A 20,640-nucleotide genomic window follows, 5' to 3' on the forward strand; every position below is an offset into this window, starting at 1 on the left:
TCACCCGGTGCTGTTCGTGTGGGTCGGGCCCGCCGGTCGAGCCGGCGCACAGTTCCCCCATGCCCGTTTCCGCTCAGCACCTCGCCCCCCACACAGCCGCTTCCTCGCGCTCGCCGTGGCCCCCCGGCTCGGCGTCGTGATGGTCACCACCCGTCGGGCGGGAGCCGACCGAGTCCAAGGAGAAGTGACCACATGCGCAGAATCGATCCCCTCGCCCGGCGGGCAGCCGTGGCCCTCGTCGCCCTGCTGCTGACCGCGGCGGCCGCGATCATGACCGGTTCGCAGTCGGTGTCCGCCGCCACGGTCCCCACCGCGGATCCCCCCATGGTGGACAACGACTTCCCGGTCACCCGGGAGGGCGCGCACGGCGACAACCGCTTCACGGTGTTCCGTCCCACCGACCCGCAGGCCGTGGGCCACCCCCTGCCCGTGCTGTCCTTCGGCAACGGCGCGTGCGCGCACACCAACAACAGCGAGGTCACCCAGGCGTTGACGTTCATCGCGTCGAAGGGATTCGTCGTGGTGAACACCGGGTCGGCCGACGGCTCGTCCAACGGCGTGCCGAGCGGCACGCCCATCCCGTCCCTGCTGACGGACGCGATCACCTGGGCCGAGCAGGAGCAGGAACGCTCCGCCTCGCCGCTGTTCGGGCAACTCGACCTGACGAAGGTGGCCACCGCGGGCCACTCCTGCGGCGGACTGGAGGCCCTCGTCGCCGCCCAGGACGACCGGGTGTCCGCCGTGGCCTCGCTGAACAGCGGGTTCTTCGAGGACGGCTCCTTCGGCTACCCCCGCTCCGAACTGCAGAAGCTGCACACCCCGGCCATGTTCCTGGACGGTGGTCCCTCCGACATCGCCTACGCCAACTCCCAGGCCAACTACGGCCTGACCACCGTCCCCTCCGTGCTGGCCTCGCAGCCGCAGGCCGGGCACGGGGGCTTCATCACCGGCAGCCAGATGGTCGACGGCATGACGGCGGTCGTCTCGTTCCTCGACATGGTGCTCAACGGCAACGAGACGGCGACGGACTACATCCTCGACCCGTCGGGCCTGGCCGCCCAGGCCCCCTGGACGGTGGCCACCAAGAACTTCTGACCCAGCCACCCGCCGAACCCAACACCGCGCCCCGCCGCCGCCCCCACGGCGCCGGGGCGCGCCTCCACCCGACTGCCGCCCCACCCGCCCTGGGCACCGCCTCCCGCGACCCGGACGCTGGTTCCGCCGAGCGCTACCTCGACGCGGGAAAGCTGCTGGTGTTCGTCAAGGACGACCAGCCCGTCGCCGCGGTGTCCGTGGTCCCCGATCCGTTCATCACCGACGGTCGGTACACCTGGGGTGCCGACACCAGGCTGGAGCCGGCGAGCTCGTCCCGACCAACGTTGCTGCGCCTGGTCGAGCCGTAGCCCTCAGGTCGCCGGCGGCGACGTCGTCGCACAGGCGTCGGCTATCGCCCGGGTGTCCCAGTAGAAGGGACGGACCTCGGCGATCTGGCCGTCCCGGACCCTGATCGTCTGCAGGATCGGGAAGGTCAGTTCACGGCCCGTCGCGCGAGCGCGAGCGCGGACCTGGGTGAGCACCACCGCGGTCTCGCCGGTGGCGAGGAACTCCTGCTCCACCATGTCGAACGATGCCCATGCCTGACTCATCGCGGAGAAGAACCGCGTCATGCCCGGGTGGCCACGCCAGGTGCCGCCGTAGGGCAGACCGTCGGCCTGATGGAGCACGACGTCGACCGCGAAGAAGGGGGCGAGCAGGTCGAACGACGCCTCGCCCGGGCCTCCGGCCGCCAGATACTCCGCCTCCGCCGCGTACATGCCGGTGAGGACACGCACCGAGTCCGTTGTGATCGTCATGCCGCCAGTGTCATCAACGAGGACGGACCACGCTGGCGGCTGTCAGACATCGCGGCGGGGCACGGCCTTCATCGCGAGGCCCACCCGAACGGCGAGGATGCGCGGGTAGTCCGGATGCTGGGGCAGATCGGGCGAGCCGGCCTGGGCGGGGATCCGGTCATCGGTGTCGGTCACGGTCTTCCGGGTGATCTCGCGGCTGGGACTTGACCTCAAGTTGACTTGAGGTATCAGAGTGGTCTGCATGGATACCGAAACCGCAGATATCAAGGCCATCGAACAGGTCGTCGCCACCGTCGAGCGCGCTCAGCGCGCCAGAGACGTCGAGGGGTTCCTCGCACTCTTCCACCCCGACGCCCTCTGGACGACCGGCCACGGCAAGGTCCTGATCGGCTTCGACGCGATCGCCGAGTTCACCCGCGCCGTGCTGCCCGCAGCCAGCTGGGACGGTGAGGTCACCTACGAGGCAGTGCACACGCAGTTCCTGCGGCCCGACGTGGCGGCCGTCAAGGTTCGGCAGGTCTACCACTCGCCAGAGGGTGACACGGAAGGCGCTCCGCTCTACGTCATGACCAAGCAGGATGACGGGAGGTGGCTGCTGCACGCATGCCAGAACACCGAAGTCCGGGTCGAATAGAACCAGGTGATCGACGGGATTCTCCACCGCGTGCGGACTGGCTCCGCGCCTGATCGCCCGGACGGGCCCTGGGCGGCGTTGGTGGTGGTGAGTCGGGTCAGGCCGCGGTGTTCCACACGTGGATGGTGCCCTTGTCGTCGCCGCTGGCGAGGGTGTGGCCGTCCGGGGCGAAGATGACGAACCTGACGCGTGCGGTGTGCCCGGCGAGGACGTGGCGTTGTTCGCCGCTGTGGGCGTCCCAGATGTGGACCGTTCCGTTGGCGCCGGTGGCCAGGATGTCGCCATGGGGCGCGAAGGCGACATCTACGTAGGCGCGTTTTCCCGGGTGTTTGGACAGTTGCAGGAGGGCGTCGCCGGTGCGCGGGTCAATCAGGCGGACGGGTGCGGTGTTCGCGTAGGTCACGGCCAGGGCTTTGCCGTCTGGGCTGAACGCGGACGGTATCGCGGCGTCTCCGACCACCGAGCAGAGTTCTGCACCGGTACGGCAATCCCATACCTTCAAGGTCGCCCTTCGGTCCACCCAGCCGGCGCTGGCGACTTTCCGGCCGTTGGGGCTCAGGAGGACCGAACGCTGGATTTCGTTCTCAAGTGGGAGGTGGTGCTTCTCCACACCGGTCCGGACATCCCGGAGTTGTATGCCCTTGTCGTCGGCGACGGCCAGCAGGCGGGCGTCGGAGCTCAGGGCGTAGCCAGTCAGTAGCCTGAAGAGTGCACGGCGTTGGAGGGGCAGTTCGCGGAGTTGCTGACCGGTATGAGCGTCGAGGATGCGGATGACCTTGCGGTCGCCGAGGGCCACGACGCGGCCGTCGGTGCTGTAGTGCAGCGAGTCCGCCTTGCGGAATTCGGGGGGTTGGGGGAGTTGGTTGCCGGTGGAGGTGTCCCAGAGTTGAACACCGTTCTTGCAGCCGACGGCCAGTGTCCGGCTGTCCGGGCTGAAGACCCCCCATCTGAGGGCACCTTTGACCGTACAGGTGTACCGCAGGGTGTAGGTGGTGTCCGGGATGGTGGGGGTTCTGTCCGTGGTGTGCCCCGGTTCGGTGGGGCGGTGGCTGGTGGTTGAGGGGCGCTGGGCAAGGGTGGTCTGTTGACGGCGGCTGGGCTCCGTGGGGGTGTCGCCGCCAAGGGCAGCCAGGCGGTGGAGCAGGTCGAGGGCGTCGGGCCGGTCGTGGGGATTCTTGGCCAGCAGGGACGTCACCACGTCCGCGAGCGCGGCGGGGAGGTCGGGCCGCAGGGTGTCCAGGTGCGGAGGGGGCTGCTCGACGTGCTGACGCATCAGGGTGTAGAGCGGCTGGTTGACCGCGAACGGGGTGTTGCCGGTGAGGAGTTCGTGGATGACGATCCCCAGGGCGTACAGGTCGGTGGGCGCCTCCGTGGGCTGTCCCTGGCACTGCTCGGGTGACATGTACCCCGGGGTGCCTATCACGGCACCGCTGGTGGTCAGAGCATCCGAGGCGTCGGCGCTTCGGGCGATGCCGAAGTCGCAGATCTTGAGGCGGTCGCCTGCTTGGACGAAGACGTTGGCCGGCTTCAGGTCACGGTGGACGACACCGGCGGCGTGGGCCGTGGCAAGGGCGCCGGCGATCTGGCCGGAGAGGTCCAGCACCCGCTTCACGGGGAGCCCGCCGGGGTGGGCGGCCAGCAGCCGGGCCAGGTCCTGGCCGTGGAGAAGCTCCATCACGATGAAGACGTATCCCTGGTGGCGGCCGGCATCGTGCACGACGGTGATCCCGGGATGCTGGAGCTTCGCCAACACGGCCGCTTCCCGCTCGAATCGCTGCGCGGAGACCGTGTCCGACATGACCGGCAGTACTTTGACCGCGACGTCACGACGCAACATCGACCGGTCCCGGCCTCGCCAGACTTCTCCCATGCCCCCGCGGCCGGTCACCTCCAGCAACTGGTACCGGTCGGCGAGCACCGCCCCGGCCAACTCCATGTCACTGACCCCCCATCAGCCCACCATCACGAACGACTCCCTCACGCAGTCGGGCAAGAGACCCGCACCGCACGAAACGCCCAGCGCCCTTGCTCCGCCCTTGGCGGAAACCACCCGTCACCCCCAAAGACTAGGACGTTGGCGGGTTGCGCTCGACGATCTCGACGTCGATGCCCACACCCGCCCTCTCAGACGTCGTCCCGTGGACCGGGGCAGGGCGGGCAGCGAGCACCACCTGATCACAGAAGGGACGCGGATCCCGCTCGCCGTGCCGCTCACCGGCGGCTGGTACGCCAACTCGGCATCCGGCCGCTGTTCGCGCGCCGCAACACCGAACACGGCTCCGGCCTGGGCACGGCGCTTCCCCGACGGTGGCCCTCACCGCTTCTCGGCACGCAGGGCCAGCGTCCAGGGAATCGGCTCCTCGGAGGGCTCCACGACCCGGGTGATCGTCAGCCGCGCGCCGATGAACGCATTGAACAGTTCGGCGAGCGGTAGGTGCCGCATCCCGATCCGGTGCCGGATGCCCCCTTCCCGCCACCATGGGGCGGGAGGATGCCATCCGGCACCGCGGTAGGTCGGATGGATGATGCGGCCGCCGTCAGCACGGCCCTCCGTGTGCGGCCCACAGAAACACGGATGCGCTCCGAGATGGACCAGCACCCCGCCCGGACGCAGCACTCGGCTGGCCTCGCCGAGTACGGCGGCGAAGTCATCGACGTCAGTCGACAGCCACACCGCAACCACACTGTCGAACACGGCGTCGGCGAACGGCAGCACAGCGGCGTCGGCCTGGACGAGAGCCTCCCCACCCACGGTCCGCTGCCGGGCCAGGCCCAGCTGGTCGACGGAGAAGTCGAGGCCGATGACCCTGCGCCCACGACCTCGCAGGGCGGGAAGGTTCTGTCCTGTTCCGCAGCCAAGGTCCAGGCACAAGCCACCACCGGGGCCCAGGAGGTCCTTGAGGGTGTCCCGGTTGGCATCGGCCGGGGCGGCGTTCCGCTCGTCGTACCACTCAGCAGCGCCGTCATAGCGGTCGCCCTGGATCTGCGAGGAGGCCATGGCGGAGCCTTTCACCATCGTCCTGCTGGCGTCCACGGCGGTCCTGGCACCGGATTCCTCCCAGCCGCGGGAGTCATGGCGACTGCCGGGCAGCGGTCGGCCGACCACGGCGCCAAGCGGGTGACGGCGTCGATCGCGACCTGATGGCCAGTCGAGTAGCGGTAGCTCTTGGACCGTTCGGGGATCGAATGATCGCGAGTGGGCACCACGGTGCCGTCTCCCTCGCAACGCGGCCTCAACCTGCCGAAGCAGCGCGGGGTCAGCCCAGTGAAGGGAGCTGTCCAGGACGGCTCGGACGCCGTGCTCACGACTGCCACAGCGCGGCATCATCGCAAGGCAAGACCGCTTCGCCCTGAACAAGATGGGCGCCCGCGACCGCACACGCCGTGCTGCGATGCCGGCTCAAGCCGCGATGTCGGCTTCGGGTTGGAGTGCGGGGCCGAGGAGCAGGCCCCCGTCCAGGACGAATTCCGAGCCCGTGGCGAAAGATGCGTCCTGGGAGGTGATGAAGAGCAACAGGCGGGTGACCTCGGAGGGTTCGGCGAGGCGGGGGATGGCGAAGGGATCGGGCGCGTAGAAGTCGGCGATGGCCGGCTGGCCTGCGACGCCGGGTTCGTTGATCAGCGGTGTGGAGACGACGCCGGGGTGGAGGGAGTTGACCCGGATGTTGTCCCGCCCCAGCTCCAGCGCGGCCGTCTTGGTCAGCCCGCGCACGGCCCACTTGCTGGCGGTGTAGGGGGCGTAGAAGGCCGTGCCGACGTGGGCCATGGTCGAGGCGATGTTGACGATGGTTCCGCCACCGCCCCTGCGCATCGACGGAGCCACGGCCCTGATGCCGAGGAACTGGCCGGTGACGTTGACGCTGAAGGTGTGCTCCCAGGTGCGGAGTTCGGTGTGCTCGATGGGGGCCGCCGGGTTCTGGACGCCCGCGTTGTTCACCAGGATGGTGATCGGCCCGAAGTGGCCTTCGACTTCTCGCACCAATGCCGCCCAGTCGTCCTCGCTGGCGACATCCAGGTGAACGGACAGAGCCCGATGATCGAGCTGAGCAGCGAGATCGCGGCCGGCGTCGTCGTCGCGGCCGGCAATGACGACGTTCGCTCCCTCGGCGTGGTAGCCCTTCACATGACTGCTGCCCATGCCCCCGCTGCCGCCTGTGACGATGACGGTCTGGCCCTCGAAGCGTCCCATGGTGCGTCCTTCCAGGCTCGCATTGTGGTGAGCCAAGTGACTCACCTCCTCTCTCAAGGTAAGACCGGGGCGATGGGTGAGTCAAGTGACTCACCTCGCAGCGAGAGGCATACTGGAGGGCATGACGGCACAGCCTTCGGAGTATCACCGGCGCGTGGCAGCGCAGAAGCGGACGTCCATCATCGAGGCGGCCACCAAGCTGTTCCTCGACTCCGGCTACGACGGCACCTCGCTGGCCCGCATCGCCGAGGCGGCCGGAGTGTCGAGGGCGACTCTGTTCAAGCGGTTCACCACCAAGGCGGCCCTGTTCGAGGCGATCGTCACCGAATACTGGAAGGTCGACGAGGAGGAGGCGCCTCTCCCTGAGCCGGGGGACCTCCGTGCGGGGCTTGAGGCCATCGGACGCCGATACGTGGCGCTTCTCACCCAGCCCGGCATGGCAGCCCTCTTCCGCATCGTCATCGCTGAGGTACCGCGCTTCCCGGAGCTCGGCGAGACCCAGTTCAAGCTCGGCAAGATGCCCTACTTCGAATCGGTCCGCCGCTACCTGGCGGCGGAGAACGCCGCTGGTACAGCCCGGCTCGACGATGCGGAGATGGCGGCGACCCAGTTCCTCGGGATGATCTCCAACTACGTGTTCTGGCCGCGGATGCTGCTCGCACGCTGGGAGCCCGACGACTCCGCCCTCACCAACGCGGTCGACCAGGCGGTGCTGACCATGCTCGCCCGATACGGCGCGCCGCGGTCCCACGGCGCCTGAGACGCCGGGTGCCCCACCGAGGCCAGAGGCCGACCGCGGGACAGCCCTTGGTGGCGCCGGCGAACTCGTCCCGACCAACGTTGCTGCGCCTGGTCGACCCGTAGCCCTCAGGTCGCCAGCGGAGACGTCGTCGCCGCGCGGGCGTCGGCGATTGCCCGGGTGTCCGACCCTCGCCACGGGCTCTGCACGGTTTTGTGACGGTTTCCATGCCGGCGTGGGGGCCTCGGGGCCGCGTGCGATGATCAGCCTCCGGGGGAACGAGATAATCCGAGGGGAAACATCGTGAGAACAAGGACGCGTCGGCTGCGGATGGTCGCGGTGGCGGCCGCTGGGCTGCTGGCGCTCACCGCCTGCGGCAGCGACGAGAGCGACGGGGACTCCTCCTCGCAGGGAGAGGGCGACGGCCAGGAGAGCACGGACGGCGGGGGCGGGGAGTCCTCCGACGAGCCTCTGGCAAGCCTCCCCGCGGAGGAGATCGCGGATCGTGCCCAGCAGGCGCTGCAGTCCGCCACGTCGCTGCGGATAGCGACGGTGGGGGAGCCCGCGGCTGGTGGTGTGGGTCTCGATCTCCACATGGACCAGCAGGGCTCCTGTGCGGGCTCCATGACCCAGTCGGGTGCGGGCTCGGTCGACCTCCTCGTGCGCGAGGACGACGAGGTCTGGATGAAGCCGGACACCCAGTTCTGGCAGTCGCAGCTCGGGGCGGACGCGGGCATGATCAGCCTGCTCGACGGCCGCCATCTGTACGGGCACACCAGCGACGAGGAGATGTCGGGGGTGGCCGGGATGTGCTCGCTGGCGGGGCTGCAGTCGGACATCGAGTCCGACGACGGCTCCAGCGGCCCGGACGAGGTCGGCCCCGAGACCGAGCACAACGGCATCCCGGTCGTCACCCTCTCCGGTCCCGACGAGGAGGGCAACGAGGTGACGATGCTCGTGGCCACCGAGGGCGAGCCCTACCCGGTGCTGATCCGCACCCAGGAGAACGGCACGGAGACCGAGATCGAGCTGAGCCAGTTCAACGAGCCGGTCGAGATCGAAGAGCCGCCGGCCAACCTGGTCCTGAACGTCGCCGACTTCCGCACTGGCGACATCGAGGGCTGACGTCCGCCGTCCGCGGCAGATTTTCAGCGCCTGAGAAGTGCCCGACCCCTCAGGGGGTCGGGCACTTCTCGCATGAGGCCCGTCGGGTGCCTCCGAAGTCCTCGCGCACGTGGCCGGGTTGTCCGGTCGACCTTCTTGACGCGCCTGGGGTGGAAGGTAAGATGTATGTTGAATCAACATTCACGTGCGAATGGATATTCAATGCGCCCTCAGATGGCAGTGGGAAGACCGGGGTTGAGACGGTCCTCGACGGGACGCGCGGGTGCGGAGGTGGCGCCGGCATGGTGCTGACGCCCGTGCCCGGCAGTGCGCGCCGACTGCGTGAGCTGCGGCGCTCGTTGACCGAGGCGTCGGAGGCGGAGCGCGGGGCCGGGCTCGCCGACATCGCCGCCGGGATCCGTCGCCGGAACCTGGAGATGATCCTGCGCGCCCGGCTGGGCCACGTGGGCGGCGACTTCTCCGCCGCCGACATCCTCACCGTCCTGTACCTGCTGGTCCTCGACTACGACCCCGAGCGCCCTCGGTGGCCGGAGCGGGACCGTTTCATCCAGAGCAAGGGCCACAGTTCGGGCGCGCTGTACGCCACGCTGGCGTACGCGGGGTTCTTCGCCGACGCCGACCTGGACACCTACATGGCGCCGCTGTCCCCGCTCAACGGACATCCGGACTGCCGCAAGGTGCCCGGCGTGGAGACCAACACGGGACCGCTGGGCCACGGCCTGCCGGTGGCCGTGGGCTCGGCCATCGCGGCGAAGCTGGACCGCAGCCCGCGCCGCACCTTCGTGCTCACCGGCGACGGCGAGCTGCAGGAGGGCAGCAACTGGGAGGCGGCGCTGGCCGCGGCCCAGCACCGGCTGGACAACCTGACGGTCGTGGTGGACCGGAACGGGCTGCAACAGGGCGCCCGCACCGAGGACACCTCGGCGCTGGAGCCGCTGGCCGACAAGTGGCGCGCGTTCGGCTTCGCGGTGAGCGGCGTCGACGGACACGACCACGAGGCGCTGTTCCGGGAGCTGTCCACGGCGCCGACGCCGGGCCGGCCCCGGTGCCTGATCGCCACCACGCGGAAGGGCAACGGCGTGTCCTTCATGACCGACCGCGTCGAATGGCACCACCGGGTGCCCACCGCCGAGGAGGCTGGACGCGCCATGGAGGAGCTGCGACGATGACCACCGTTCCCGCCTCGCCGCCCGCGGACGCGGTCGCGACCACGCTGCACGACTGCCGGAAGGCGTTCGCCGCCACGCTGCTGGAGCTGGCCGCCGCCGACCCCCGGGTGGTGGCCGTGTGCAACGACTCCGTCGGCTCCAGCAACCTCAAGGAGTTCGCCGCGCTGCACCCCGAGCGGCTGGTCAACGTCGGCATCGCCGAACAGGCCATGGTCGGCGTGGGCGCGGGACTGGCCGGCGGCGGGCGGATCCCGTTCGTCTGCGCCGCCTCCCCGTTCCTCACCGGCCGGGCGCTGGAGCAGATCAAGGCCGACGTGGCCTACTCCCGGGCCAACGTGAAGCTGTGCGGCATGAGCCCGGGGTTCGCCTACGGGCAGCTGGGCCCCACCCACCACAGCATCGAGGACCTGGCGTGGCTGCGCGCCCTGGCCGACCTGACCGTGGTGGTCCCCGCGGACCCCGCGGAGACCGCCGAGGCGGTGCGCTGGGCGTACGCGCACGAGGGGCCGGTCTTCCTGCGGATCGGCCGCACCCCGGTGCCCAGCATCAGCCCGCACGTGCCGTTCGAAGCGGGCCGGGCCGCGGTGCTCCGCCAAGGGCTTGACGTGACCCTGGTCGGCACCGGCACCACCGTGGCCGTGGTGGTCGAGGCGGCGGAGCGGCTCGCCGCCCGGGGCGTCTCCGCCCACGTGCTGAACATGTCCACGGTCAGCCCGCTGGACGAGGCGGCCGTGCGGGACGCCGCCGAGCGGACCGCCGGCATCGTCAGCGTCGAGGAGCACACCGTGCGCGGCGGGCTCGGCGGCGCGATCGCGGAGACGGTGGTCACCCACCGTCCGGTGCCCATGCGGATCCTCGGCGTGCCGGGGGTGTTCGCCCCCACCGGCAGCGCCGAGTTCCTCTTCGAGCATTTCCGGCTGACCGCGGCGGACGTCGAACGTGCCGCGCTCGACCTGCTCGGGCGGGCGCCGTGAGGTCCCCCGTGCTGCTCGCCCTCGACCAGGGAACGTCCAGCACGAAGGCCCTGCTGGTGGACGCGGACGGCGCCGTGCGAGCGACGGCCAGCCACCCGCTGGCCGTGGCGTATCCGGGGCCGGGGCGGGTGGAACAGGACCCGGAGCGGCTGTGGGCCAGTGTGGTGGGCGCCGCGGGCGCGGCACTGGCGACGCTCGCCGAGCATCCGGGGGCCGAGCTCGCCGGCGTGGCGCTCAGCACCCAGCGCGAGTCGGTGCTGGCCTGGCGGGCGGACACCGGCGAGCCGCTGGGCCCGCTGCTGAGCTGGCAGGACCGGCGGGGCGCGGAGCGCTGCGCCCGGCTCGCCGCGTCGGACGAGGCGGCGGAGGTCACCGCACGGACCGGACTGCCCGTGGATCCGATGTTCTCCGCCACCAAGGCCGCCGCGCTGCTGGACCAGGTGGACCCGGACCGTCGCGCCAGCCGCGCCGGACGGATCCGGGTGGGCACCGTGGACGCCTGGTTGCTGCGCCGCATCACCGGCCGCGATGTCACCGAGATCGGCAACGCCTCCCGCACCCAGCTGCTCGACCTGGACACCGGCGGGTACAGCCCGTTCCTGCTGGAGCTGTTCGGCGTGGACCGCGCCGCGCTGGCCGAACCCGTCGCCTCCACCGGGCCCTTCGGCAGCGCCGACGGACTGCCGGGGGTACCGCCCGGCACGCCGCTCGCCGCGGTGCTCGCCGACTCGCACGCGGCCCTCTTCGCGCATGGCGCCGGCCGCCCCGGCGTGGTCAAGGCGACCTACGGCAGCGGCTCCTCGCTGATGGCCCTGGTCCCGGAGGCCCCCGACCGGTCGCCCGAACGCGGACCCGCGGCGGTGCCGGAGGGCCTGGCCCGCACGGTGGCGTGGCAGCTGCCGGACGCCGGGCCCGCCCTCGCGCTGGAGGCCAACATCGCCGCCAGCGGCACCACCGTGAGCTGGGCCGCCCGGCTGCTGGGCACTGACGAACGCGGGCTCGCCGCGCTGGCCGAGGAGGCGGGCGCGGAGGCGGCGCGGGAGCCGTCGCCGGTCCTGGTGCCCGCCTTCGAGGGACTGGGCGCGCCCTACTGGGACCGCACGGCGCAGGCCGTGTTCACCGGCTTCACCCAGGCCACCACCCGCGCCGGGCTGGCCCGCGCCGCGCTCGACTCGGTGGCCCTCCAGGTCGCCGACACGCTGCGGCTGTTCCGCCGCGCCCTCGGCCCGCCGCGGGCCCTGCACGCGGACGGCGGGGCGAGCGCGAACGCCGCGCTGATGCGGCTGCAGGCCGATCTCTGCGGCTGCCCGGTGCGGGTCAGCGCCCGCCCGGAGAACTCCGCGCTCGGCGCCGCCCGGCTCGCCGGGATGGCGCTCGGCCTGTGGACGGAGGCGGACCTGCGCCGCCAGGCGGAGCGGGACACCACGCTGGTCGAGCCCGGGCGGGACGACGCCTGGCGCGACGAGCGCCTCGCCCGCTGGCACGACGCCGTGCGCCGCTCCCGGCTCACCGCGCACCCCTGACCACCCAGCACCCACCACCAGCACCCACCACCAGCACCCACCACCCCAAAGAAGCCAGCAACCCAGCCACACAGCCACACAGCCAGGAGGCACCATGGCGAACCTCGTCTTCGGAGCGGGAATCTGGGCGTTCGGCCGGATCGTCGACCGGTACGCCACCGACGGCTACGGGCCCGAACGGTCGACCGCGCAGATGCTGGAACTGGCCGCCCAGGTGGACGGCCTCACCTACCTCGACATCAACCACCCCTTCAACGAGCCGGACCTGGCGCCCAAGGCGGTGGCCGGCATGCTCGACGGGCTCGGCCTGCGGGCCCGCGCCGTGACCCCGCACATCTACACCCGCGAGTTCGTCCGCGGCGCCTTCACCAACCCCGATCCGGCGGTGCGTCGCGCCGCCAAGGACCGGGTCCGCGCCGCCGTCGAGGTCGCCGCCGAACTCGACGCCGGATACGTGAAGTTCTGGCCCGGCCAGGACGGCTACGACATGCCGGGGCAGGCCGACTACGCGCGGCTGTGGGACCTGACCGTCGAGGCCCTACACGAGCTGGCCAGCGAGCACCCGCAGACCCGGTTCGCCATCGAGTACAAGCCGAAGGAGCCACGGGTCCGGATCACCCCGCTCAGCAACGCGGCCAGCACCCTGCTGGCCATCCAGGCCGCCGGCGTCGACAACATCGGCATCGTGCTGGACTTCGGCCACTCGCTGATGGCCGGCGAGGCCCCCGCCGAGGCGTTGCAACTCGCCCACCGGCACGGCCGCCTGGAGTCCGCCGAGCTCAACGACAACTGGCGCGACTGGGACGACGACCTGCCGGTCGCCTCCGTGCACCTCTTCGAGACCGTGGAGTTCCTCCTCGCGCTGCGCCGGATCGGCTGGGACCGGCCCGTGCTGCTCGACCAGTTCCCGTTCCGCGAGGACCCGGTCGCGGCCCTGTCGCACAGCATCGAGACCATCAGGCGGCTGGACGCGGTGTGCGACCGCATCGACCTGGCGGCGCTGCGCGACGCCCAGGAGCGGCAGGACGCGGTGGCCGCCCAGCGCGTGCTGTGGGCGGCGATGTCCGCATGACTGATCCCCGCATGACTGATCCCCGCATAACCGATCCCCGCGGGACCGACGACGCGACCGGCCCGTACGCGGCGAGCTGGGACTCCCTGCGCGGCCACGGCATCCCGGCCTGGTTCCCGGACGCCAAGCTCGGTATCTGGTCGCACTGGGGTCCGCAGTCGGCGGCGATGTCCGGCGACTGGTACGCCCGCCACCTCTACGGCCCGTTCGAGGGGACCGAGGACTTCGAGCAGAAGCGCTCCCGGCGCCAGACCGCCAAGCACCGCGAACGCTTCGGCCACCCCGCGGACTTCGGCCACAAGGACCTGTGCCGGCTGTGGCGCGCCGAGAAGTTCGACCCCGAGGAGCTGATGGAGCGGTTCCGGCGCACGGGGGCGCGGTACTTCGTCTCCATGGCCGCGCACTGCGACAACTTCGACCTGTGGGACTCCACCCACCAGCCGTGGAACGCCGTCAACGTCGGCCCGCGCAGCGACATCGTCGCCCGGTGGGCCGCCGCCGCGCGGGGCGCCGGGCTGCGGTTCGGGGTCAGCATGCACGCCGGCTCGTGGACCTGGCGGTGGCTGAACGCGGCGTTCGCCGCCGACGCCGACGGGCCGCGCGCCGGGGAGCCGTACGACGGGCACCTCACCGCCGAGGACGGCCGCGGCACCTGGTGGGAGGGGATGGACCCGCGGAAGCTCTACGGCCCGCCGCGCCGCCCCGGCGATCCGCCCCGCGCGGACTTCGTCGACGACTTCTACGCCCGGCTGCGCGACGTCACCGAGCGGTACGCGCCCGAGCTGGTCTACCTCGACGACGCCAGGATGCCGTTCGACGAGGGCAGCGTCTGCCCCGCGGTGCCCCCCAGCCCGCGCGGGCTGGAGTTCCTGGCCCGCTACTACGCCGCGGTGCCGGAGGGCGTGGTCAGCATCAAGACGATCCCGGACGAGGACCGGGACGCGGTGCTGCTCGACGTCGAGCGCCACCAGCTGGGCGACACCGACGCCCGGCCGTGGCAGTACGACACCAGCATCGGCGACTGGTACTACAGCGAGGGGGAGCGCTACAAGTCCGCCGAGGAGATCGTGCACCTGCTCGTCGACACCGTCAGCAAGAACGGCTGCCTGCTGCTCAACGTGCCGCAGCTGCCCGACGGCACCATCGACGACGAGACGGCGGCCGTGCTGGACGGCCTCGCCGCCTGGACCGACGTGTGCGGCGAGGCGCTCTTCGACAGCCGCCCGTGGCACGTGTACGGCGAGGGCCCCACCCGGGTCGAGGGCGCCAAGGCGCGCGAGAAGGCGCTGACCTACACCCCGCGGGACGTGCGCTTCACCCGCCGCGGCGAGACGCTCTACGCGTACCTGATGGCCTGGCCCGAGGACGGCCACGCCGTGCTCACCAGCCTCGGCACCGCAGCGGGCCATCTCGTCCGCCCGCCCCGGCGCGTTGAACTGCTGGGCGCCGGCGGACCGTTGCCCTTCGAACGCGACGCCGAGGCGCTGCGGGTCGAACTGCCGGCCGCCCCGCCGACGCCGTACGCCCAGGTCCTCCGCATCGTGTGACGTCCCATGACACCGCGAACCGGGCAGGGAACGACGACACAGGGAACGACGCAGGGTACGAAGCAGGCGACGAGGCGGGGGGCGACGCCGACCCAACCGCCGAGGGGGCCGAGGGAACTCGGCACCACGGGGGTCTTCGTGCCGCCCCTCGGCCTCGGCTGCGCCTCACTCGGCGACGACACCACACCGGGCGCGGAACGCCGGGCGACCGCCGTCGTCCACGCCGCGCTGGAGACCGGCTGCTGCTACCTCGACACCGCGCCGCACTACGGCACCGGCGTCTCCGAGGAGCGCCTGGGCCGGGCGCTCGCCGGGCGGGAGCGCGGCGGGTACGTGCTGTCCACCAAGGTGGCCCGCCGGCTGCGCGGCGACGGCGCCCGGCGCACCCGGGAGTGGGACCTCAGCCGTGACGGCATCCGGGTCACCCTGGAGGAGTCGCTGCGCCGGCTCGGCACCGACCGGGTCGAGATCGTGCTGCTGCACGACGTCGAGCACCACGTCCGCGAGGTGTACGAGACCGGTTTCCCCGCGCTGGCCGCGCTGCGCGAGGAGAAGGTGGTGAAGGCCATCGGCTTCGGCATGAACGACCCCGCCGCCCTGGCCCGGTTCGTCGCCGACCTGGACGTCGACGTGGTGCTCTGCGCCGGGCGCTACACGCTGCTGAACGCCCGCGCGCACGACGAGCTGCTGCCGCTCTGCGAGCGGCGCGGCACGTCCGTGGTGCTCGGCGGCGTCTACAACAGCGGCCTGCTCGCCGACCCCCGGCCCGGCGCGCCCTACGACTACCGCGCCGCGCCGCCGGCCCTGGTCGCCAAGGCGCAGCGGATCGCCGCGGTGTGCGCGCGGTACGGGGTGCCGCTGCCGGCCGCCGCGCTGCGCTTCGGATTCGGCCATCCGGCCGTGGCCGGCGCGGTGGTCGGCGCCCGCACCCCCGAGGAGGTGCGGGCCAACGCCGCGCTGTTCCGCCACGACATTCCCGACGCCATGTGGCACGCCCTCGTCGACGAGCCGCTCCTGGATCCGGCGTTGCCGCTGCCCGTCGGTTGACGGCCCGTGGCCGGTCGGCGACCCCGCGCGCGAACGGGTGGGGAGAATGGCGCCATGCGTACGAAGATTCGTAGGACACTGACAGGGGCCGCGCTCGTCGCCGCGTTACTGACGCCCGGCGTCGCCCAGGCCACGCCCCCGGGACCCGGCGTCACCGGCCGGGTGATCGCCGAGAAGACGGTGGGGGACACCGACTACGTGCTCCGGGAGATCGTCATCCCGCCGGGCCAGGACACCGGCTGGCACTACCACGACGGGATGGTCTACGGCCTCATCACCGGGGGCACGTTGAGCCACTTCGACTCCTCGTGCGCGTCGGACGGCGTCTACCCCACCGGGACCACGATCGCCGAGCAGCCCGACCACACCCACATCGGCCGCAACCTGGGCACGGAACCCCTGGTGATCCAGGCGCTCTACGTGCTGCCGCACGGCGCCCCGTACTCCCAGGACGCGGCCCGGCCCGCCTGCGACGCGGGGTGACCGACCCCGCGCCCACGCCCGTCAGAGCTCTCAGAGCTCTCGGAGCTCGGAGCCCGACACGGCACGGGGCTGAGCCGCGGCCAGCGGGGTCCGGGCTGTGGGTCCGCTCCGGTGGACCCACAGGAGAGCTCCTGCCGACAGCGCGGCGCCTCCCAGCAGCCAGGGCAGCGGGCCCGGCGGGAGGATGCCGACGATCAGGCCGGTGAGCGCCGCCACCAGTTGCAGGGCGAGAGACTGCACGGACAGCGCGGTGGCCCGGCCGGAACTCGCCACGCGGCGGTGCAGGAGGTCGTTCTTGTTCGGCCCCGCCGCGCCGAGACCGAGGTAGACCAGACCGTAGCCGCCGGCGGCGAGGACCAGGGAGCCCACTCCCGTGAACGCCGCGGTGGCGCCGAGCAGAAGCAGGCCGCCTGCGCCGGTGCCGAGGCTCACCAGTACCGCACGTTCGCCGCCGCCCGCGAGCCGGGCGAGGCGCGGAGCGAGGTGGCTGCCGACACCGGCGCAGACGAAACCGGCGCAGGCGAGCGCGGCGAACAGCACGGCGCCTGACTCCGATGCGCCGGTGAGGGCCGCGGCACGGCCCGGGGTGAGCAGTTCGATCGCGGCGAGGGCGCTGCCGGTGGCGCCCGCTGTGAGCAGGATCCGGCGGACCAGCGCGTCGCGTCCACCCAGGCGCAACCCGCCCGAGACGGTGGCGGGGATGCCCCGGAGTACCTCGCGCAGGGTGGCCGTCGGCCGGGGCGGTTCCGGCAGAGCGGTCAGGGCGTACACCACGAGGACGATGTCGACCGCCGCGCCCAGCAACAGCGGGACGGAGAGGGGCAGCACCAGGCCGGACGTCGCCTCCCTCAGCCAGGCCCCCAGATCGGGACCGAGCCCGAGGACCCAGGGCAGGGCGCCGCCGAGCAGGGTGCCGGTCGCGAGCGCCGCGGATGTCGCGGAGGAGCCGCGGGCCAGGCCGCGGCGCAGTTCGGCGCCAGGGCCGTGGTGCGCCTGCACGGTGTCGACGTACCAGGCCTCGGCCGGCCCGCTGGACAGGGCGCGGCCCGCGCCCAGCAGGGCCATGCCGAGGCCGAGCAGCAGGGGGGTGCCGCTCAGGCCCAGGAGGGTGAGGGCGGCCAGGTTCAACAGGCCGGCGGCGGCCAGGACAACACGGCGTCCGAGGACGTCGGAGAGCCCTCCGGTGGGTAGTTCCAGCGCGGCGGTGGTGAGGGAGTGCGCGGCGAAGAAGCCCGCGATGGCCGCCATGGCCATGCCGCGCTCGGTGAACAGCAGGATCAGGGGAGCGATGGTCAGTCCCAGCGGAAGCCAGAACAGGACGTTGACGGTGACGTAGCGGCGGCCCGCGGTGCGGGAGTCGGGCCACCCCGTCACGAGGCGTCCTCGGCAGCTCCCCCGGTGGAGGCGGAGGTTTCCGGTGCGGCACCCGGGTCGCGCGGTGCCAGGGGCAGCCCGGCCGCGACGAGTACGACCTGCGCCGCGCGCGGATCGCCCGCGTCCCGGGCGGCCAGTTCCTCCAGTTTCCGGTCGAGCACCTCCCAGAGTTCGGTGAGCGACTCGGGGGTCAGCCGGGGCACCAGATCGCGGATCCGGGACGGCTCCACCCACTCCTGGCCCAGCCGCCCGGCAGCGATGTCGGCCTCGTGCCGGACGAGGGATGCCTCCAGATGCTCGACCTGGGTCCTGCGCGCCACGCCGACCCAGGCTCGGCTTCCCGGCGAGGCTTCCATGGCCCTGTTGCTCCAGGTCGTCCGGGAGTGCACCGCCCGCCAGCGGCGCTCCCTCCCGTCACGGTGATCGGCCTCGGCGACGAAGTCGTACTTCGCCAGCACCCGCAGGTGATAACTGGTCGAAGCAGACGACTCCCCGGTCCTGACCGCGAGTTCACTCGCGGTGGCCGGGCCGTCCTGCCGCAGCATCCCGAGCAGTCGGATGCGCAGGGAGTGGGTGAGGGCTTTCAGGGCTGCCGCGTCCCGCTCGGGATCGAGTACGCGCACCCGCTCGTCACTGACCATGTCGGAGAGGGTAGGGCCGTCCGGGAGTTTCCAAAAGTACTTTTGCAAAAACCCTTTTGGAAACTCCCGGACGCGACGGTCCGGAGCCGGTGCGAGGGGGGTGGACAGTGCTGGGGGCCTGTGCTCTCATACACGATGGCCGCACGGTTTACATCGTTAGAAATCCCGGCATGTGACCGTCCCCCACCGCGGCCGCACTGGAGCCCCGCATGCTCAGGACGTTCTCGAAGCCCCGTCGCCTGCTCATCGCCGCCGGCGCCCTCGCGCTCGTCGCGCTGCTGACCGCCGCGCCCTCCGCGCAGGGCGCGGCGGCGCCGCGGCTCGTCATCGACACCGACTTCCCCGATCCCGACGTCGTCGCCGCGGACGGCACCTACTGGGCCTACGCCACCAACGCCGGCGGCGCCAACGTGCAGACCGCCAGCGCCAGTTCGGTGAACGGCACCTGGACCCGGGGCGGCGACGCCCTGCCCACCCTCGGCGCCTGGGCCCGCACCGGCCTCACCTGGGCGCCCGAGGTCTCCCGCCGCGCCGACGGCTCGTTCGTCATGTACTACACCGCCCGGGACGTCGCCTCGGACCGGCAGTGCATCGGCACCGCCGTGTCCGACTCGCCCGCCGGCCCCTTCCAGCCGGTCGGCGACGGGCCGTTGGTCTGCCCCGCGAACGAGGGCGGGGCCATCGACGCCGCCACCTTCACCGACGACGACGGCGCCACGTACCTGCTGTACAAGAACGACGGCAACGCCGTGGGCATGGACACCTGGCTGCACCTGCAGCGGCTCTCCGCCGACGGCCTCACCCTGGAGGGCGAGCCGGCCCGGCTGCTGAAGCAGGACCGGCCCGAGGAGCAGGGCCTCATCGAGGCCCCGACGCTGGTCAAGCGCGACGGCACCTACGTGCTGATGTACTCCGCCGGCTTCTACGGCGACGGCAGCTACTTCGTCGGCTACGCCACCTCGTCCGCGCTCACCGGGCCCTACACCAAGTCCGCCGAGCCGCTGCTGACCACCGAGACCAGCGGCGGCGTCACCGGCCCCGGCGGCCAGGACGTGGTCGGCGACGGGTCAGGGGACTGGCTCGTCTTCCACGGCGTGCTCAGCCAGGACCCGTTGGTGCGCGGGATGTTCGTGGCCCCACTGACCTGGACCGGCGGCCTCCCCTCGGTGGGCTAGGCGTTGTCCGACGGACCGCCCACGCGCCGTCGGTCCGGTAGCACTCGGTGACCCCGGCGTCCTCCACGAGGTCGAAGGCGCCGTCGGCCCCGGCGTGGGCCTCCGCCTCGAACCGCTCCTTGTTCGAAGAGGCGGCCGGGGTCGTTGGAGGAGACCAGCGGCACCGTGGCGACGTCGTGCGTCGCCGCGCGCCGCGCGTCGGTCAGCCGTCGGTCGGGAGACCGGCCGTTGCTCCGTCGGGGTGCGCGGCGGCGCCGGCGCTCTCGGTCGGGGAGGTGCCGGGTGTCGGGGCGCCGGGGACGGCGCAGACGCCGGTGGCCGGGTCGCACAGGCCCTCGGCCTGGCTGGTCAGGAACTGGAGGGGCACGGGTGTGGCGTGTGCCTGGTCATCCATGGACCTGCTCCCATGCCTGGTCGAGAGCGGCGGTGTACTGGTCGGTGCTGACGGCGCCGGGGATGCCCAGCCGCTCGCCGAGCACGGTGAAGGGGACACCGGTGGCGCCCAGGCGCACGGCCTGCTCGTGGTCGGCGCGCACCGCGTCGGCGTGGCGGTCGGTGGCCAGCACCTCGCGGACGGCGTCGCCGGGGATGCCGAGGCCTTCGCCGAGCCGGATCAGGGTGTCGTGCGCGAAGGCGGTTTCGTTGCCGCTGAAGACCTCCGCCTGCATGGCGCGCAGGTAGTCGAAGGCGACGCCGTGCTCGTCGCCGAGATGGACCAGGCGCAGCATGTCGAGGGTGTTGCTCGCCGGGCGGTCGACCTCGTAGCGCAGGCCCTCGGCCGTGGCCTTGTCGGCCATCGCCTGTTCCATCGCGCGGGCCTGCGCGGGAGCCGCCCCGTACTTCTTGGCCAGGTACTCCAGTGTCGGCACGATGGTGGCCGGCGCCTGCGGGTCGAGCTGGAAGGTGTGCACCCTCAGCTCGATGTGCTCGGCGTGCGGGGACGCCTCGATCGCTCGGCCCAGCCGCTGTTCGCCCAGGTAGCACCAGGGGCAGAGCACGTCCGCCCAGACGTCGACCGTCAGGCGGGTGGGGGTCGGGGTGGTGGTCGGTTCCATGAAGGGGTCAGCCTCCGGTAATTTGAGTAGTGCCTCAAGA

General features: G+C 72.0%; 22 protein-coding genes and 2 pseudogenes. 14 read left to right on the forward strand and 10 right to left on the reverse strand.

Annotated elements, in window-relative coordinates:
* Positions 1 to 192: 192 nt before the first annotated feature.
* Complete coding sequence (locus ABGB06_RS21310) at positions 193 to 1,095, forward strand: hypothetical protein (RefSeq protein WP_347591744.1); 903 nt, start codon at positions 193 to 195, stop codon at positions 1,093 to 1,095.
* A 158-nt stretch (positions 1,096 to 1,253) separates the two neighbouring features.
* Positions 1,254 to 1,403, forward strand: a complete 150-nt coding sequence (locus ABGB06_RS21315; protein WP_347591746.1) for a hypothetical protein — start codon at positions 1,254 to 1,256, stop codon at positions 1,401 to 1,403.
* Positions 1,404 to 1,406: 3 nt separating this feature from the next.
* Here ABGB06_RS21315 and ABGB06_RS21320 read toward each other — a convergent pair whose 3' ends face one another.
* A complete protein-coding gene (locus tag ABGB06_RS21320) occupies positions 1,407 to 1,853 on the reverse strand; it encodes a nuclear transport factor 2 family protein (protein ID WP_347591748.1) in 447 nt (148 codons plus the stop codon).
* A 42-nt stretch (positions 1,854 to 1,895) separates the two neighbouring features.
* Positions 1,896 to 2,027, reverse strand: a complete 132-nt coding sequence (locus ABGB06_RS21325; RefSeq protein WP_347591750.1) for a hypothetical protein — start codon at positions 2,025 to 2,027, stop codon at positions 1,896 to 1,898.
* 67 nt (positions 2,028 to 2,094) lie between these two features.
* Here ABGB06_RS21325 and ABGB06_RS21330 point away from each other — a divergent pair, with 67 nt between their 5' ends.
* Positions 2,095 to 2,487, forward strand: a complete 393-nt coding sequence (locus ABGB06_RS21330) for an SgcJ/EcaC family oxidoreductase (RefSeq protein ID WP_347591752.1) — start codon at positions 2,095 to 2,097, stop codon at positions 2,485 to 2,487.
* A 97-nt stretch (positions 2,488 to 2,584) separates the two neighbouring features.
* Here the strand turns inward: ABGB06_RS21330 and ABGB06_RS21335 are convergent, their stop codons facing one another.
* The gene (locus tag ABGB06_RS21335) at positions 2,585 to 4,423 is read right to left on the reverse strand and encodes a serine/threonine-protein kinase (RefSeq protein WP_347591754.1); all 1,839 of its coding nucleotides are present in this window, start codon (positions 4,421 to 4,423) and stop codon (positions 2,585 to 2,587) included.
* Between the two features lie 199 nt (positions 4,424 to 4,622).
* Between ABGB06_RS21335 and ABGB06_RS21340 the strand changes: the two are divergent.
* Positions 4,623 to 4,709, forward strand: a pseudogene (locus ABGB06_RS21340) (IS5/IS1182 family transposase); the annotation flags it as partial.
* 92 nt (positions 4,710 to 4,801) lie between these two features.
* Here ABGB06_RS21340 and ABGB06_RS21345 read toward each other — a convergent pair.
* From ABGB06_RS21345 to ABGB06_RS21355, 3 genes and pseudogenes are all read right to left on the reverse strand, one after another.
* Entirely contained in the window at positions 4,802 to 5,503 is a 702-nt protein-coding gene (locus ABGB06_RS21345) for a class I SAM-dependent methyltransferase (RefSeq protein ID WP_347592057.1), read from the reverse strand.
* A pseudogene (locus ABGB06_RS21350) lies at positions 5,501 to 5,802 on the reverse strand (IS5/IS1182 family transposase); the annotation flags it as partial. The pseudogene ABGB06_RS21350 and the gene ABGB06_RS21345, both read right to left, overlap by 3 nt.
* An 85-nt stretch (positions 5,803 to 5,887) precedes the next feature.
* The gene (locus ABGB06_RS21355) at positions 5,888 to 6,676 is read right to left on the reverse strand and encodes an SDR family oxidoreductase (protein ID WP_347592059.1); all 789 of its coding nucleotides are present in this window, start codon (positions 6,674 to 6,676) and stop codon (positions 5,888 to 5,890) included.
* 121 nt (positions 6,677 to 6,797) lie between these two features.
* Between ABGB06_RS21355 and ABGB06_RS21360 the strand changes: the two genes are divergently transcribed.
* The 9 genes from ABGB06_RS21360 (at position 6,798) to ABGB06_RS21400 (ending at position 16,355) form a co-directional block, all read left to right on the forward strand.
* A complete protein-coding gene (locus ABGB06_RS21360; RefSeq protein WP_347591755.1) occupies positions 6,798 to 7,436 on the forward strand; it encodes a TetR/AcrR family transcriptional regulator in 639 nt (212 codons plus the stop codon).
* Between the two features lie 282 nt (positions 7,437 to 7,718).
* The gene (locus tag ABGB06_RS21365) at positions 7,719 to 8,540 is read left to right on the forward strand and encodes a hypothetical protein (RefSeq protein ID WP_347591757.1); all 822 of its coding nucleotides are present in this window, start codon (positions 7,719 to 7,721) and stop codon (positions 8,538 to 8,540) included.
* A 281-nt stretch (positions 8,541 to 8,821) separates the two neighbouring features.
* Positions 8,822 to 9,709 carry a transketolase gene (locus tag ABGB06_RS21370; protein ID WP_347591759.1) on the forward strand — a complete coding sequence of 296 codons (888 nt, stop codon included), beginning with the start codon at positions 8,822 to 8,824 and terminating at the stop codon, positions 9,707 to 9,709.
* Positions 9,706 to 10,683: a transketolase C-terminal domain-containing protein gene (locus tag ABGB06_RS21375; RefSeq protein WP_347591761.1), complete on the forward strand. Its 978-nt coding sequence runs from the start codon at positions 9,706 to 9,708 to the stop codon at positions 10,681 to 10,683. Before ABGB06_RS21370 ends, ABGB06_RS21375 begins: the two co-directional genes overlap by 4 nt.
* Positions 10,680 to 12,206 carry an FGGY family carbohydrate kinase gene (locus ABGB06_RS21380; RefSeq protein ID WP_347591763.1) on the forward strand — a complete coding sequence of 509 codons (1,527 nt, stop codon included), beginning with the start codon at positions 10,680 to 10,682 and terminating at the stop codon, positions 12,204 to 12,206. The genes ABGB06_RS21375 and ABGB06_RS21380 overlap by 4 nt, the downstream gene beginning before the upstream one ends.
* 94 nt (positions 12,207 to 12,300) lie before the next feature.
* Complete coding sequence (locus tag ABGB06_RS21385; protein WP_347591765.1) at positions 12,301 to 13,278, forward strand: TIM barrel protein; 978 nt, start codon at positions 12,301 to 12,303, stop codon at positions 13,276 to 13,278.
* Between the two features lie 11 nt (positions 13,279 to 13,289).
* A complete protein-coding gene (locus tag ABGB06_RS21390; RefSeq protein WP_347591766.1) occupies positions 13,290 to 14,825 on the forward strand; it encodes an alpha-L-fucosidase in 1,536 nt (511 codons plus the stop codon).
* A gap of 138 nt (positions 14,826 to 14,963) precedes the next feature.
* Positions 14,964 to 15,872: an aldo/keto reductase gene (locus ABGB06_RS21395; protein ID WP_347591767.1), complete on the forward strand. Its 909-nt coding sequence runs from the start codon at positions 14,964 to 14,966 to the stop codon at positions 15,870 to 15,872.
* 54 nt (positions 15,873 to 15,926) lie between these two features.
* Positions 15,927 to 16,355 (forward strand): cupin domain-containing protein, encoded by a 429-nt coding sequence (locus ABGB06_RS21400; RefSeq protein ID WP_347591768.1) that lies wholly within the window; start codon positions 15,927 to 15,929, stop codon positions 16,353 to 16,355.
* Between the two features lie 30 nt (positions 16,356 to 16,385).
* Here ABGB06_RS21400 and ABGB06_RS21405 read toward each other — a convergent pair whose 3' ends face one another.
* Both ABGB06_RS21405 and ABGB06_RS21410 read right to left on the reverse strand, forming a co-directional pair.
* Entirely contained in the window at positions 16,386 to 17,729 is a 1,344-nt protein-coding gene (locus tag ABGB06_RS21405; RefSeq protein WP_347591770.1) for an MFS transporter, read from the reverse strand.
* A complete protein-coding gene (locus ABGB06_RS21410; RefSeq protein ID WP_347591772.1) occupies positions 17,726 to 18,370 on the reverse strand; it encodes a helix-turn-helix domain-containing protein in 645 nt (214 codons plus the stop codon). The genes ABGB06_RS21405 and ABGB06_RS21410 overlap by 4 nt, the downstream gene beginning before the upstream one ends.
* A gap of 209 nt (positions 18,371 to 18,579) precedes the next feature.
* On the opposite strand from ABGB06_RS21410, the gene ABGB06_RS21415 reads away from it, so the two are divergent.
* Positions 18,580 to 19,545 carry a glycoside hydrolase family 43 protein gene (locus ABGB06_RS21415; RefSeq protein ID WP_347591774.1) on the forward strand — a complete coding sequence of 322 codons (966 nt, stop codon included), beginning with the start codon at positions 18,580 to 18,582 and terminating at the stop codon, positions 19,543 to 19,545.
* Positions 19,546 to 19,747: 202 nt separating this feature from the next.
* On the opposite strand, the gene ABGB06_RS21420 is transcribed toward ABGB06_RS21415, so the two are convergent.
* Positions 19,748 to 19,939, reverse strand: coding sequence for a hypothetical protein (locus ABGB06_RS21420; protein WP_347591776.1), 192 nt, complete (start codon positions 19,937 to 19,939; stop codon positions 19,748 to 19,750).
* On the reverse strand, positions 19,932 to 20,600 hold the full coding sequence (locus ABGB06_RS21425; protein WP_347591778.1) for a DsbA family oxidoreductase: 669 nt from the start codon (positions 20,598 to 20,600) through the stop codon (positions 19,932 to 19,934). Before ABGB06_RS21425 ends, ABGB06_RS21420 begins: the two co-directional genes overlap by 8 nt.
* Positions 20,601 to 20,640: the final 40 nt, after the last annotated feature.

This window comes from Streptomyces sp. B6B3 (assembly GCF_039871525.1).
In the GTDB taxonomy this organism is placed as follows: domain Bacteria; phylum Actinomycetota; class Actinomycetes; order Streptomycetales; family Streptomycetaceae; genus Streptomyces.

Excerpts from the sequence above, each read along its gene's own strand:
- ABGB06_RS21310 (WP_347591744.1), top strand. The coding sequence starts at position 193 with ATGCGCAGAATCGATCCCCTCGCCCGGCGGGCAGCCGTGGCCCTCGTC.
- ABGB06_RS21320 (WP_347591748.1), bottom strand. The coding sequence starts at position 1,853 with ATGACGATCACAACGGACTCGGTGCGTGTCCTCACCGGCATGTACGCG.
- ABGB06_RS21330 (WP_347591752.1), top strand. The coding sequence starts at position 2,095 with ATGGATACCGAAACCGCAGATATCAAGGCCATCGAACAGGTCGTCGCC.
- ABGB06_RS21335 (WP_347591754.1), bottom strand. The coding sequence starts at position 4,423 with ATGGAGTTGGCCGGGGCGGTGCTCGCCGACCGGTACCAGTTGCTGGAG.
- ABGB06_RS21345 (WP_347592057.1), bottom strand. The coding sequence starts at position 5,503 with ATGGTGAAAGGCTCCGCCATGGCCTCCTCGCAGATCCAGGGCGACCGC.
- ABGB06_RS21355 (WP_347592059.1), bottom strand. The coding sequence starts at position 6,676 with ATGGGACGCTTCGAGGGCCAGACCGTCATCGTCACAGGCGGCAGCGGG.
- ABGB06_RS21360 (WP_347591755.1), top strand. The coding sequence starts at position 6,798 with ATGACGGCACAGCCTTCGGAGTATCACCGGCGCGTGGCAGCGCAGAAG.
- ABGB06_RS21370 (WP_347591759.1), top strand. The coding sequence starts at position 8,822 with ATGGTGCTGACGCCCGTGCCCGGCAGTGCGCGCCGACTGCGTGAGCTG.
- ABGB06_RS21375 (WP_347591761.1), top strand. The coding sequence starts at position 9,706 with ATGACCACCGTTCCCGCCTCGCCGCCCGCGGACGCGGTCGCGACCACG.
- ABGB06_RS21385 (WP_347591765.1), top strand. The coding sequence starts at position 12,301 with ATGGCGAACCTCGTCTTCGGAGCGGGAATCTGGGCGTTCGGCCGGATC.
- ABGB06_RS21390 (WP_347591766.1), top strand. The coding sequence starts at position 13,290 with ATGACTGATCCCCGCATAACCGATCCCCGCGGGACCGACGACGCGACC.
- ABGB06_RS21400 (WP_347591768.1), top strand. The coding sequence starts at position 15,927 with ATGCGTACGAAGATTCGTAGGACACTGACAGGGGCCGCGCTCGTCGCC.
- ABGB06_RS21410 (WP_347591772.1), bottom strand. The coding sequence starts at position 18,370 with ATGGTCAGTGACGAGCGGGTGCGCGTACTCGATCCCGAGCGGGACGCG.
- ABGB06_RS21415 (WP_347591774.1), top strand. The coding sequence starts at position 18,580 with ATGCTCAGGACGTTCTCGAAGCCCCGTCGCCTGCTCATCGCCGCCGGC.
- ABGB06_RS21420 (WP_347591776.1), bottom strand. The coding sequence starts at position 19,939 with ATGGATGACCAGGCACACGCCACACCCGTGCCCCTCCAGTTCCTGACC.
- ABGB06_RS21425 (WP_347591778.1), bottom strand. The coding sequence starts at position 20,600 with ATGGAACCGACCACCACCCCGACCCCCACCCGCCTGACGGTCGACGTC.